Source organism: Actinopolyspora lacussalsi subsp. righensis (assembly GCF_900116555.1).
Taxonomy (GTDB): Bacteria; Actinomycetota; Actinomycetes; order Mycobacteriales; family Pseudonocardiaceae; genus Actinopolyspora; species Actinopolyspora lacussalsi.
Window position 1 is genome coordinate 85,307 of sequence record NZ_FPAT01000006.1, and the last position, 12,798, is coordinate 98,104.

The window sequence follows — 12,798 nt, forward strand, 5'->3', positions numbered from 1 at the left end:
GATTCGCATCCGCCCACGACCCAATGTGCGCCGTCTTCACGGGAGCAGGCAGGGACGACTTCATCCGGGGAAGAGTTTGTCCCCCTCACCCGTGCGCCGCACGGCAGAGCATCGGCCACGCGTGGCACCGATGACGGCCGGGACGCCGAGACGGGACGAGTCCCCACCCGGAACGTGCGGGACGGACCGTTCTCCGGCCGCGGCGGAACGATCGCGCTCAACGGCGACGACGCCTGCCGCGTCTGAGGCGGTGACGACCGTTGGAACGGTTCGGGACGGTCGCGGGCTCGTCGTGCTCAGCGGCGTGGTGGTCGGCCGAACGGTCCCGTGTGAACCCGAGCCGGTCCGGGGTGTGCATGCGCAGCATCACGCGACCGGTGTTCTCGGGAACCCCTCGCGGGGTCAACTTGCTCACCAGCACCGTCACCGCGAAGGCGAGCGGAACGGTGAACGCCGCCGGTTGCAGCAGCACCGCCGACCACCAACCGTAGCCGTCCCCCAGGAACGCACCGGTGAGCACCGCGAGCAGCACGAGACCGCCGCCCACGACCAAACCGCTCATCGCGCCGACCGCGGTGAGCCCGCGCCACCAGATACCGAGCACCAACAGGGGGAAGAACGTGGAGGCGGCCATGGCGAAAGCCAGCCCCACGCTCTGCGAGATGTCGCGGCCGATCGCTATCACCGCCAGCGCGGCGGGCAGGATGCACGATCCCAGCGCGACCAACCGGAAATTGGCGAGTTTGCCGGGCAGCAGGTCGGTGAACAGCACCCCGGACACGCTCATCACCAGCCCGGAGGACGTGGACAGGAAAGCCGCGAAGGCGCCCGCCGCGGTGATGGCCCCCACCAGCTCCCCCGGCCATCCCTGCAGCATCGCCGTCGGCAGCAACAGCACCGCGGCGTCGGTTTCCCCGGTCACCAGCAGTTGCGGCACGTAGAACCGGGAAAGCACGCCCAGCACGGTCGGGAACAGGTAGAACAGCCCCAGCAGACCCAGCACCACCAGCGTGGTGCGCCGGGCGCTGTGCCCCGTGGGATTGGTGTAGAACCGCACCAGCACGTGGGGCAGCCCCATCGTTCCCAGGAAAGTCGACAGGATCAGCGAATAGGTCTCGAAGAGCTCGTAGGAATCACCGTCCTGCGGCGACAGCCAGGAGCGGTTGTTCGGCTCCGCGTCGGCGACCACCGGAACAGCGCTTCCCTCGGGGAAACGCAACTCGGAGTCCGCGCTCACCGAGTGCATCCCCGGCGTGAGGTACACCGTTCCGCCGGTCGGCTCGTCCTGCCGAACGGGCCCGCTGAGCCGTTCCGGACCGGGGCCGGACAGCACCTTCACCCACACCGATCGGGTGACGCGCAACCGCACGTCCGTTTCGATGTGGACGGTGGTGGCCCGCTCGAACACCGGCGGAGTGGGTTCGTCCAGCCCACGTCGGTGCTGCGCGTCGTCCCCGAGGAACGCGAAGAACAGCACGAAAACGGGCACCGCTATCGCGAAGAGCTTGACCCCGTACTGGAACGCCTGCACCAGGGTCACCACGTGCATCCCGCCGCTGAGCACTCCGACGAGCACCACGATCGCCACCAGCACGATGCCGCCCGCGTAGGAGATACCGGTGACCGTGGACAGGGTCACGCCCGCCGCCTGCAGCTGCGGCACCAGGTACAGCCAGCCGATGAGCACCACCAGCACGGTGGCGAGGGTGCGCACCCGTCCGGAGTCCAACCTGACCTGCGCGAAGTCCGGCAGGGTGTAGGCACCCGAACGGCGCAGCGGCGCTGCGACGAACAGGATCAGCGCCAGATAGCCCGCCGTGTAGCCGATGGGGTACCAGAGCGCCTCGATGCCGTCCTTGAGCAGCAGCCCGGCGATGCCCAGGAACGACGCGGCGGAGAGGTACTCGCCCGCGATCGCGGCGGCGTTGCGCTCCACACCGACCATGCGTCTGGCCAGCAGGAAGTCCGAGGTGGTACGGGCACCGCGCGACCCCCACACCGCCAGTCCGAACGTACCGACGGCGATCAGCACGACACCGCCGAGAGCCCACGGATTCACCGCTGCACCAACTCGGCGAACTCGCGTTCGTGCCGCTCCGCCTCACGGGTGGCTATGTAGCCGATCAGCAGGATGAACGGGAAGGGCAGCACCCCGAGGACGAGCCACGGCAGCGGAATGCTCCACAACCGGATCTCCGAAAGGCCGGGAACCCAGCGCAGCAGCAGCGGAAGCCCACCGAGCACCAGCACGCTGACACCCGCCAACAGCAGCGAGGTACGCAGCTGGGCCCGCACCAGCCCACGCACCATCGCCTCCCCCATGCTGCTCTGGTCCTCCAGATCGATGATCGCGCGGGGGACCCGGCGTTCGCCGCGCCGGTCCGCGAGCACGACCCGCTTACGACGTGGGGGACGCTGCTGCGAAGCGGATGTCCTGCTGGAAGTCACGTTCGTCGACCCTCTTCGAAGTGATGGCCCGCTGGGTCATTCCCGGGGTTGCCGGGGTGAGCGCACCAGCCGGTCCTTGAGTTCCCTGGTGTGCCTGCGACTGACCGGCAGTTCACGAGTCTCGCGGTACTGACCTCCGGCGATCAACACCGAATATCCGGAGGATGACATGCGCAGCTCGTTTATGAGGTTCAACGAGACCAGATAGGACCGGTGGATGCGGACGAACCCGGCATCCGCCCACTTCTCCTCCAGCTGTGCGAGCGGAATCCGCACCAGGTGGGAGCCCTCGTCGGTGTGCAGCCGCGCGTAGTCTCCCTGAGCCTCCACCCAACGCACCTGGGAACGCTGCACCAGACGGGTGGTGCCGCCGAGCTCCACCGGTATGACGGAGTGGTCGTCCTGTCCGCCCGGTTCGAGCGCCGCACCGGTCGAACCGGCGTTCAGCGCGGTGCGGTCACCTGAGCTCCCTTCCAGCGGTGTGCTGATTCGCTGCACCTTGCGCAGCGCCCGTTCCATCCGTTCCGGGCTGGCCGGTTTCATGACGTAATCGATGGCTCCCAGGTCGAACGCCTCCAGCGCGTTCTCGCCGTGGGCGGTTATGAACACCAGGGCGGGGGCGTTCTCGAACGAGAAGAGCACCCTGGCGAGGTCCATTCCGGTCAGTCCCGGCATCGCGACGTCGATGAAAACGGCGTCGACCAGCGGCGCGTCGGAGGGGCGACCGGCGAGGTCCGGGTTGTCCTGCCGCAGCAGCCGCAGCGCCTCGGCTGCGTCGAAGGCGGTCAGCACCTTGTCGACCCGCGGATTGCTGTTGAGCATGTCACGTGTCGTCGTGATTCCCGGCTCCTCGTCGTCGACGACGAGCACGACGAGCCCACCGCCGTTCGAACCGCCGGTACCGGAACCGGCGCGTTCGATACGGCCACGGGAACCGTTGATGCGATATGGGGTACTCACGGCAACGCCCAATCCTCCCGAGCACACCGGGCACTGTCCACGGCCGACTCCAGTGAAGCTCTTGGAGACCGCCCGCGGAACCGTCCGGAACGAACCGACCGCGGGTGAGTGGGCACACTCACCGCATTCAACCTAAGCCCCCGCATTCACGTTTCGCCGGGTGGGTACAGCCGCATTCGCACGATCGTTGCAACACTTCGCGGATTTTCCCTCTTCAGAGGGAAAGGGCCGTACGGGTCGCCGCGATCCGGCGCGTGACTCGGCTCCTCGTTCGGGCAGTGGCGATTTCTCGTGAAATCGACGCCGCACTGGGGTGGTGCGGCCCCGTGGCCGTCGATTTCCCACGAAATCGCCGCGCAGCTTCGACGCAGGCCGAACTCCGACCACGCACGCAGGCCGCGCTCCGACCGCCCTCGCAGTCGGCACCGCCGCGCGCGAGGTTCCGCCACAGAACCACCCATGACCACCGAGCCGGGAATCCACTTCACAACCCGAAGCGGGACCACATGGCCCTGTTCTCGGCGGTCTCGAACAGCGCCTGCGCCATTCCGGCCGCCAGCCCCTGGGTTCCACCGGCGGGACCGGTCATTCCCAACCGGGCCAGCAGCGGTTTGCGCGGTTCCACGGACACCAGGTGCGACTCGGGGAACCGACGGGACACCACGTCGCGCAGGTTGCCGAGTCCGTCCACCAGACCCAGTTCCCTGGCTCGCCTTCCGGTCCAGACCTCACCGGAGAACAGGTCCTCGGTGGACTCGTCCAACGAGTTCCCGCGACGCTGCCGCACCCAGTCCGCGAACTGGGTGTGCAGCTCCTGCTGCATGCCCTGCAGCCACTGCACGTCCTCGGCGTTCTCGGGACGGAACGGGTCGAGACGGGTCTTGTGCTGACCCGCGCTGTGCACCCTGCGTTCGACCCCGACCCGCCTGATGAGCTCCTCCATCCCGAACCCGGCGCTGACCACGCCGATGGAGCCCACCATCGAACTCGCGTGGGCGTAGACCTCGTCCCCGGCACAGGCGAGCCAGTACCCTCCGGAAGCGGCCACGTCCTCGCAGAAGGTCAGCACCGGCACCTCCTTCTTGTCGGCCAGGCTCCGGATGCGTTCGGCCACCAGGGCGGACTGCGTGGCGGCACCGCCCGGTGAGTTGATGACGAGCGCCACGCCGGACAACCGGTCGAAGGAGAACGCACGGGTGAGCGCGGACTCCACGGTCTGCAGCGATATCGAGGGGCGGCTCACCGGTGACGGCGTCGGCGTGATCGGCCCGTGCAGTTTGACCACGGGCACCACCGGCCCCCGCTCGGCGCGTTCGGCCAGTTTTCCGGGCAGTTTCTCCGAAATCCTGTCCGAAAGCGTGGCGGTGAATTTCTGGGAGGACTTGTCGTTCATGCCCCCACGTTACTGCCGGTGGACGCACCGTTGACGACTCGACCGCGCCGCGGAGCGCGAACCGGGTGACGGCACGGGTCGGTGCCTCAACCTGCCGACGAGGAATCGGAGGAGATCGCTTCCCGGACGGGCTCCTCCACTTCGGTCTCCTCGGTCCCGGACTTCCCGAATCCGGATTCCCCTGTTCCGGTCTCGCCCGGAACCGTGTCGTCGGAATCGTTCCGCTCGTCCTCCTGCCGCGGCTCGGGCGCCGGGTCGGGCGGAACCTCGGGGCAGTCCATCTCCTCGAACGGCTCACGCGCGACGGGCCGGACTCCGGGCGCGAACTTCGGCACCCGCATTATGACCTTCATCCCCGCGTCGCGCTCGGTTTCCACGACCAGCCCGTAGTCGTTGCCGAACGTCGCGCGCATCCGGTCGTTGACGTTGCCCAGCCCGACGTGTGACCCCTCGGTGTGGCTGCTCTCCAACTCAAGTTCCAGCTCCCGGGGATCCATGCCGACACCGTTGTCGTCGACGCTGATCAGTGCCTCGCTGCCGTTGTCCTCGGCGGCCACCGAGAGCGTTCCACCACCCGGCTTTTTCGCCAGGCCGTGTCGCACCGCGTTCTCCACCAGCGGCTGCAGCGCCAGGAACGGCAGCACCACGGGAAGCACCTCGGGTGCGATCTTGAGCTGCACGTTCAACCGCTCCGGGCCGAACCTGGCCGATTCCAGCGTCAGGTAGCGGTCGATGTTGCGCACCTCGTCGGCCAGGGTCGTGTACATCTCGTTCGACCGGAAGGAGTACCTGGTGAAATCGGCGAACTCCTGGATCAGCTCCCTGGCGTGGTCCGGATCGGTGCGGATCAGCGCGGAGATCGTGTTCAGCGAGTTGTAGACGAAGTGCGGCGAGATCTGCGCCCGCAACGCCCTGACCTCGGCCTCCGCCAGCTTCTGCCGGGACACCTGCAGCTCCGACAACCGCAGCTGCGAGGTGACGTGCTCGGCCACCTCGGTCGCGGCACGGATCAACCGGCTCCGCTCCCCGGCTGTGATCAGCACCAGCGCGCCTCGGCTGAGTCCGTCCACTTCGAGCGGCACGATCACGACGTGTCGCATCAGACAGGGACGTTCGTCGCAGACGATGTCGGAGTGGTCCACGTACTCGCTCTTGCCGGTACGCAGGGCCCGCTCGATGCTCTCGGTGATGTCGCGGTAGTGGTGGTTGGCACCACCGTCCCAGGCGAGCAGCGTCCCCTCCGGATCGACGATTCCCACGGCGAGGCAGGACAGCAGGGCACGCAGATGGGGGGCGGTCTCGTCGGCCGACTCCTGGTCGAGTCCCCGGCGCAGATGAGGAGCGGCGCTGGTCACGCTGTGCAGCGCCGCCAGTGTCGCGTCCTCCTTGGACGTGCTGACTCGACGTGAACGGCACAACATCACGAACATGCCGAGCACGGCCAGCGCGGCGATCACGGTGAGCACTGTCCGCTCAGTCAACACCTCGAGCACACTTCACATACTCACGGTCATAACGCGCGGAATCAAGGAAATCACGACCAGTGAGCCCGTTCCGTCGGTGAGCGGTTCGGCGTTGGACGTGCTACCCCATATGGCGGCCGATCACTCCACCGGTTGCAGTGCTCCGTTCATGTCCGGCTCGGCGTACAGCTCGATGTTGCGCGCCACCCGGGCGCTTTCCTGCCGCGCCGTCAGGGCACCGCGTACGACGCCGACCCATCGCTCCGGTGGGTGCTCGTCGGTATCGCCGGGTGTGTCCGCGATGACCGTCCACGGCCTGCGCACCAACCAGCGGACCGGGAAGAACAGGATCAGCACGAGCAGCGCCAGAATCACCCAGATCGGGACGATCACGGCGGTCGGTGTCCAGACGAGGAACCCCGCGATCATCACGAACACGATCGTCCCCATCACGACGCCGGGGGAACGACCGCCACTGACATCGAGCTCCCACTCGTCGACCTGGAGCGGATCACTCCACTCGATGTTGGTCTTGAGGGTCCATCTCCGACCGTCGGAACCACGTACCGCGCGGTTCATTACCGCCTCCACGCACTGGTCGGGCACGATCCGGGCCAGTGACGGCCCGTACCGGCTTGATCGGCAACCGTGATGCCACCGTACCGCGTGAGTTCCGCGGCTGCGTCGAACACGACCGCGGTTTTACCCTTCCGGAGGAATCGAGGTGGGATTATCCGCCGGGAGTGATACCGAACCCCCTCGAAACCCGTGGCGGAATCGGCGATGCGGGCGGGGCAGCGGCACGTGAGTTGAGGTCCCGCGGGATCAGCTCTCGAACAACGACGACCGGGAGATTCGATGGATCTGGACCGGGCACGCGAGATCGTGCGCGAACAGCACCACGCCGTACTGGCCACCCGACGCTCGGACGGTGAACCACAGTTGAGTCCGGTGCTGGCCACTGTGGATTCCGGTGGTCGGATCACCGTCAGCACCAAGGCGAACACCGCCAAGGTCGCCAACATCGGCAGAGACCGGCGGGTCTGGTTGTGCGTACTGCCCGACGAGTTCTTCGGCAGGTGGATCCAGCTCGACGGCACGGCCGAGGTCGTGCGGCTGCCCGAGGCGATGCCACTGCTCGAGGAGTACTACCGCGACATCTCGGGCGAACACGAGGACTGGGAGCAGTACCGGGCGGCCATGCGGGCCGAACAACGGGTGGTGCTGCGCATCGAACCGACGCGTGCGGGCCCGTCCTGATCGAGCGTCTCCGCTCCGTGGCGGGCACCGCGGGGAGCTCGCGGATCATCAACGCTCCCGGCGCCCGCATGCTCCCGGCGCCCGCGAGAGCGAGTGGCACCCATGCCGGACCCCCCTTTTCCGACTCCGCCCGGCATGGGTTAGAGTATTCATCACAGCGGCCGAGAGGTCGCAGCGAGAGCCGAATACGGATCGTGCGGATGTAGCGCAGCGGTAGCGCATCACCTTGCCAAGGTGAGGGTCGCGGGTTCGAATCCCGTCATCCGCTCCATAACGAACCCGCCGGGCAAGTCCCGGCGGGTTTTTCGTCGTCAAACGGTCGCCTTCGGTAACTCCGCGCGGCATCAAGAGCACCGGTGCGCTTCGAGGCTCGCGGAACTCCCCGTTCGGCGGCGTCGATCTCTCGCGAAATCGCCGCGCCCGCGGCGAGAGCGGTGCGAGAGGTTTCGCCAAGCGACCACCCACGCGAACCGGGCGACGAACTCCTCACTCCTCCAGCCGGAAACCGACCTTGAGCCCCACCTGGAAGTGCGCCACCTCACCTTCGGCGACGTGCCCCCTGATCTCGGACACCTCGAACCAGTCCACCTCCCGCAGCGTGCGGGACGCACGATGGACCCCCTTGCGAATGGCATCGGCCAACCCCTGGTCGGAGGTACCGACGATCTCCGTGACCCGGTAAACGTTGTCGCTCATCCCCGCATGCTCGGGGCAGTCCCCCGGCGGCGCAAGAGACGAGCGTTTTCCCCACCTGACAGAGTGCTGCACTACGCCATTCGGCCTACAGGTCTAGACCAGAACCTGTTATGAGGTCTGGACCAAAGTGATGGTGATCATCCGCTCCGAATTACGCGAAACGGAGCTGACGACGCCCCCGAGCTCGTCCGTAGCTTTTCCGGTTACAACGAGCAACGAAGGGAGTACCCATGCTCACCAAACGGATCAAGCGGGCGCTCGGCATCGCGGCCTTCGCGGTCGTACCGCTGGCGCTTCCCATGGTCACCTCGGGTGCCGCCGCGGGCCACGGCTACACGCAGAACCCGATGAGCAGGCAGGCGCACTGCGCCGACGGCACGGTCAGCAACTGCGGGGCCATCCAGTGGGAGCCGCAGAGCGTGGAAGGGCCGGGTAACTTCCCCTCGGGCGGTCCTTCCGACGGCCAGCTCTGCAGCGGCGGCAACGGCCGGTTCTCCGAGCTCGACGAGCCGCGCAACGGCAACTGGCCCGCCACCGACGTGAACGCGGGGCAGAGCCTGCAGTTCCGCTGGGAGCTCACCGCGGCGCACTCCACCGAGTCGTTCCGCTACTTCATCACGAAGGACAGCTACGACCCGAGTCAGCGGCTGACCCGCAGCGACCTGGAACTGCAGCCCTTCTTCACGGTGGACTACAACGGTGAGCAGCCCGACTTCACCGTCACCCACACCGGTCAGCTGCCCAGTGACAAGAGCGGCAAGCACCTGATCTTCGGTGTTTGGGAGGTCGCGGACACCGCGAACGCCTTCTACACCTGCTCGGACGTCAACTTCAGCTGACGTCGACGCGGCGGCGCACACCGCGCACGACCGGGTTCCGGCAGCACGACGTGACGGGAACCCGACCGTGATCGCCGAGAATCCGTCCCGGCGCCACCGTTGCGGCGCCGGGACGGCTCACGCGTCCGGCCGGATGCCCCGCCCCCTGTGGGGTCGGGTCTCCGCCGGCCAGGGGTTCAGACCGCCAGCCCCGTGGGGCAGGCGACCCCGGTCCCACCGATCCCGCAGTAACCGTTCGGGTTCTTGCTCTCCGAAAGGTACTGCTGGTGGTAGCCCTCCGCGTAGTAGAACTCACCGAGCGGTGCGATCTCGGTGGTGATGTCGCCGTGCCCGGCGTTCGTCAGCGCTCGCTGGAACTGTTCCCTGCTGGCCTCGGCCACCTCGCGCTGGCGCTCGTCGACGGTCAGGACGGCCGATCGGTACTGCGAACCGACGTCGTTGCCCTGTCGCAGCCCCTGGGTGGGGTCGTGGTTCTCCCAGAACACCTTGAGCACACCGGCGTAGTCGATCACTTTCGGGTCGAACACCACGAGCACGGCCTCGGTGTGCCCGGTCATACCGCTGCACACCTCCTCGTAGGTCGGATTCGGGGTGTAGCCACCGGCGTAGCCCACGGCGGTGGTCCAGACGCCCTCGGTTCGCCAGAAGGTCCGTTCCGCACCCCAGAAACACCCCATGCCGAGCACCGCGCGTTCGGTCCCCTCCGGGAAGGGGCCGACGATGGTGCGATCCGGGTACACGGCGTGCCGCTCGGGGACGTTCAACGGAGTCGAACGCCCCGGGAGTGCCTCGGCGGGCTCGATCATGCGGGTCTTGTTGCCGAACAGTGCCATACCCCGAGGTTACAGCGTTACCCGTCCGACGAACGGTTGTGCGGCCCGAGTCGCGGGCGGCGCCGCTCGCCCCGTGGCGGGAGTCGCGCGTAGCGCTCATTCCGGTGGTCGAGCGGGAGGCTCGGGAATCCGGCGGCCCGCACGGGAACCGCGGGAAGAAGGTACGCGGGGCAGGACGGGCGTGGTGCGTTCCTCGGGGGCTTCCACCGGAACTGTCGGCAGGGTGCCGATCGGCTCGGTCGGCGGGCCGTCCCCCGGAACGTTCGCGGGTCCCACCGGCGGAGCATCCGTGTCGGCCGGAGCAGCGCTCGGTACACGACGCGGCGCGATGTAGTGCCGCAGCCGCATGGTGGGTTCCTCGACGAACTTCCACGACACCGTGCCGACCACATAGGCGATCGGGGCGGCCAGCGCGAGCAGCACCCACTGGTTACCGATCCCGAGCAGCACGAGGGTCTGCTGGATCGGAAAGGCCCAGACGTAGACACCGTAGCTGCCGTTGACCCACACTCCGGGGACGCGTGCGCGGGCGGGCCAGTGGTATCCGAAGACGATCACCGCGTAGCTGACCGCGATGGTCATCCAGAACGCGGTGGCCTCGCTCATCGGCATGGTCACCAGGGCGAGCAGTCCGGCCGCGGCGGCCAGCGGTGAACGCGGAACCGGGTAGAGCCGCAGCACGACCCCGATGGCGAAGGCGACCAGGAAGGACAGCAACGGCTCGACGGGCACGCTCAGCAACGATCCAGCGGAGTCCGGCCCCGGAGCGTGCGCCATTCTGCGATCCACCACGACGAGCACCATCAGAACCAGCACCGTCAACCAACGGTTGCGGTGTCTTGCCGCCCCCACCAGCAACAGCAGCCACAGTCCCGCGTAGGCGATCAGTTCCATGGGAAGTGTCCACAGTGAACCATTCACCTGGCCTTCCCACGGGTTGTTCACGAACACCCCCGGCAACTGGTGCCGCAGTGTCAGCATCCCCGTGTTTCCGACGACGTATCCCCAGGTCTCCCGCGCGGCGAAGTAGTCGGCCGACGGCAGCACGGTGACCAGTGGACCGAGTACGAGCACCACGAACAGCGAGACGGTCAGCATGGGCGGCCAGAGCCGGAGCACTCGCTTGGCGGCGAATCGAGCGGGGTGCGGATCGTTGACCCAGCTACCGGTTATCTGGAAACCGCTCATGGCGAAGAATCCCATGAGCAGCCCGTGGTCGGGTTGCACCGGCCACTCGGGTGGGAACATGTCGTTGCCGCTGACCAGCGGATAGCTGTGACCGTAGACCACGACGAGTGCACCGATCATCCGCAGCCACGCGAACCCGTGGTCCGGTTGGGCGAACCGTTCGGGAGGCGTGCGTTCTGCGCGCGGCACGCTTTCACCCATCCCGTGACCTCACCATACGACTGCGGTTGCGCGGAGTAGCTTAGCGATTACGACGACGACGCCGTCCGGGCTCGGGTGATCTGCCGCCGGGCGGCGGCTCGGCAAGAACCACGAACGACGATTTCCAGTATCGCGGACCCCGCGAACGGTCTTCTCACAAGGATCGTTTTCGGGTAGTGACCACAAGACACCCGTGGAGGTGCGAGGATGGAACCGGTCGCGATTGGGGCGCGGCCGTTTGATCCGGAAAGGGCTCAGCGGTGACCTGGCAAGACGAGCTGCAACAACTGGACGCGGAACTCACGGCGGGACGCATCTCCGCCGATGAGTACCGACAACGGCGCGACGCCGTGTTGGGCCGTGCCCAAGCGGAGCAATCGGACAGTCCGTCCGGTGGGTTCCCCGCACAGCAGCCCGATCCGGGCGAGCGGCACTCCTGGCCGCGACACTCCGTCGACCCCGGGCAGAGCTCGGGCGGATACGGTGGGCAACCGGGAGCGCAGCAGAACCCGTTCCCACCCGCCTTCAGCTGGCAACAGTACGGCGGGGACGCCGACGGGCAGTCCGAAAGCACCCAGGTGGTACGAAACACCGGAGCACAGCCCCCGGGCGGGCAGCAGGACCACCAGCAGCAACCGCCCAGCCCACCGCACGGTTGGCCCAGTCAGGGACAGTACCAGCAGGCACGCCCCGACGAGCAGTTCCAGTGGGGCCAGTACTCCTGGGGCGCGGGCGGCGGAGGAAGCGGCACCCCCTGGGGCAACTCGGACTTCGCTCCCGAGCACGGCGACCAGAGCTGGTTGCGGCAGGGGCCCGAGGTCTTCGAGACGTTGGGCGGTCCCGCCAAAAAGGGCAAGACGGTGGGGTTGTACATCGGTGGGCTGCTCGCGATCAGCGTCGCCGTCGCTGTGGTGTTCTACTTCCTCTCCTCAGAGGCCCCGCCACAGGCGACTTCCCCACCCGAACCGAGCAGCTCACCCACCTCGACGAGTCCGCCGCTGCCGGAACCACCAGCCGCCAAAGCGGCACCGGACAACACCGGGGAAGTACTGATCCCGCTTCCCGAGGGCAAGCCCCACCCCTTCAACGGGCCGTTGGGCAGGAAGGCGCTGTCCGGACAGCACTCGGGTGCCCTGATCCCCCCGGTGCGCGAGTTCGCGCTCAACAACGGCATGGTCGACGGTCGCTACGCCGGAACCGACGCCGAGGGCGTTCCGGTGCGTACGACGATGATCGCCGTCAAGATGCCCGATGAGGGCGCCGCCGACGGACTGACCCAGCGGTACCTCACCCAACAGGAAGGGCTGAAGATCATCGACGAGCTGTCCTACCAGGGCGTCGAGGTCTACTCCGCGGGCGACACACTGCGGACGGCCTACACCAGTCACAGCTGGACCGTGATCCTGGATGTGCAGAAGGTCAACGCCTCGAACAGCGATGCCCGCGAGCTGTTCGAGAAGCTGCTGACCGACCAGCTCGCGAAGACTCCCCCGACGATCCGCGAGTGACTCCGGGCA

At 67.4% G+C, this 12,798-nt stretch carries 12 protein-coding genes and 1 tRNA gene; 4 read left to right on the forward strand and 9 right to left on the reverse strand.

Features of this window, described 5'->3' with window-relative positions; translation table 11 throughout:
- Positions 1-217: 217 nt before the first annotated feature.
- The 6 genes from BM394_RS12585 to BM394_RS12610 form a co-directional block, all read right to left on the reverse strand.
- A complete protein-coding gene (locus BM394_RS12585; RefSeq protein WP_092978005.1) occupies positions 218-2,059 on the reverse strand; it encodes a sodium/solute symporter in 1,842 nt (613 codons plus the stop codon).
- Entirely contained in the window at positions 2,056-2,448 is a 393-nt protein-coding gene (locus tag BM394_RS12590) for a hypothetical protein (protein ID WP_092978007.1), read from the reverse strand. Before BM394_RS12590 ends, BM394_RS12585 begins: the two co-directional genes overlap by 4 nt.
- A gap of 36 nt (positions 2,449-2,484) precedes the next feature.
- Entirely contained in the window at positions 2,485-3,408 is a 924-nt protein-coding gene (locus BM394_RS12595; protein ID WP_092978009.1) for a LytR/AlgR family response regulator transcription factor, read from the reverse strand.
- A 484-nt stretch (positions 3,409-3,892) separates the two neighbouring features.
- Positions 3,893-4,801 carry a S49 family peptidase gene (locus BM394_RS12600; protein WP_092978011.1) on the reverse strand — a complete coding sequence of 303 codons (909 nt, stop codon included), beginning with the start codon at positions 4,799-4,801 and terminating at the stop codon, positions 3,893-3,895.
- An 86-nt stretch (positions 4,802-4,887) separates the two neighbouring features.
- Positions 4,888-6,294, reverse strand: a complete 1,407-nt coding sequence (locus tag BM394_RS12605) for a sensor histidine kinase (protein WP_092978013.1) — start codon at positions 6,292-6,294, stop codon at positions 4,888-4,890.
- Between the two features lie 111 nt (positions 6,295-6,405).
- Positions 6,406-6,843, reverse strand: coding sequence for a DUF983 domain-containing protein (locus BM394_RS12610; protein ID WP_092978015.1), 438 nt, complete (start codon positions 6,841-6,843; stop codon positions 6,406-6,408).
- 279 nt (positions 6,844-7,122) lie between these two features.
- Here BM394_RS12610 and BM394_RS12615 point away from each other — a divergent pair, with 279 nt between their 5' ends.
- Both BM394_RS12615 and BM394_RS12620 read left to right on the forward strand, forming a co-directional pair.
- Positions 7,123-7,524, forward strand: a complete 402-nt coding sequence (locus BM394_RS12615) for a PPOX class F420-dependent oxidoreductase (RefSeq protein WP_092978017.1) — start codon at positions 7,123-7,125, stop codon at positions 7,522-7,524.
- A 196-nt stretch (positions 7,525-7,720) separates the two neighbouring features.
- Positions 7,721-7,795: transfer RNA gene (locus BM394_RS12620), tRNA-Gly, on the forward strand.
- Positions 7,796-8,010: 215 nt separating this feature from the next.
- Here BM394_RS12620 and BM394_RS12625 read toward each other — a convergent pair.
- Positions 8,011-8,220, reverse strand: a complete 210-nt coding sequence (locus tag BM394_RS12625; RefSeq protein ID WP_092978019.1) for a dodecin — start codon at positions 8,218-8,220, stop codon at positions 8,011-8,013.
- Positions 8,221-8,450: 230 nt separating this feature from the next.
- Between BM394_RS12625 and BM394_RS12630 the strand changes: the two genes are divergently transcribed.
- On the forward strand, positions 8,451-9,059 hold the full coding sequence (locus BM394_RS12630; RefSeq protein ID WP_092978021.1) for a lytic polysaccharide monooxygenase auxiliary activity family 9 protein: 609 nt from the start codon (positions 8,451-8,453) through the stop codon (positions 9,057-9,059).
- Between the two features lie 176 nt (positions 9,060-9,235).
- Here BM394_RS12630 and msrA read toward each other — a convergent pair whose 3' ends face one another.
- Together msrA and BM394_RS12640 are read right to left on the reverse strand one after the other, a co-directional pair.
- On the reverse strand, positions 9,236-9,892 hold the full coding sequence (gene msrA / locus BM394_RS12635; protein ID WP_092978023.1) for a peptide-methionine (S)-S-oxide reductase MsrA: 657 nt from the start codon (positions 9,890-9,892) through the stop codon (positions 9,236-9,238).
- 96 nt (positions 9,893-9,988) lie between these two features.
- Positions 9,989-11,269 carry an acyltransferase family protein gene (locus BM394_RS12640; RefSeq protein WP_245780155.1) on the reverse strand — a complete coding sequence of 427 codons (1,281 nt, stop codon included), beginning with the start codon at positions 11,267-11,269 and terminating at the stop codon, positions 9,989-9,991.
- A 272-nt stretch (positions 11,270-11,541) separates the two neighbouring features.
- Between BM394_RS12640 and BM394_RS12645 the strand changes: the two genes are divergently transcribed.
- Entirely contained in the window at positions 11,542-12,789 is a 1,248-nt protein-coding gene (locus BM394_RS12645; protein WP_092978027.1) for a hypothetical protein, read from the forward strand.
- Positions 12,790-12,798: the final 9 nt, after the last annotated feature.

What these genes read in the sequence shown, in the direction of transcription:
- BM394_RS12600 (WP_092978011.1), bottom strand. Translation starts at nt 4,801, where the DNA reads ATGAACGACAAGTCCTCCCAGAAATTCACCGCCACGCTTTCGGACAGG.
- BM394_RS12610 (WP_092978015.1), bottom strand. Translation starts at nt 6,843, where the DNA reads ATGAACCGCGCGGTACGTGGTTCCGACGGTCGGAGATGGACCCTCAAG.
- BM394_RS12615 (WP_092978017.1), top strand. Translation starts at nt 7,123, where the DNA reads ATGGATCTGGACCGGGCACGCGAGATCGTGCGCGAACAGCACCACGCC.
- BM394_RS12625 (WP_092978019.1), bottom strand. Translation starts at nt 8,220, where the DNA reads ATGAGCGACAACGTTTACCGGGTCACGGAGATCGTCGGTACCTCCGAC.
- BM394_RS12630 (WP_092978021.1), top strand. Translation starts at nt 8,451, where the DNA reads ATGCTCACCAAACGGATCAAGCGGGCGCTCGGCATCGCGGCCTTCGCG.
- msrA (WP_092978023.1), bottom strand. Translation starts at nt 9,892, where the DNA reads ATGGCACTGTTCGGCAACAAGACCCGCATGATCGAGCCCGCCGAGGCA.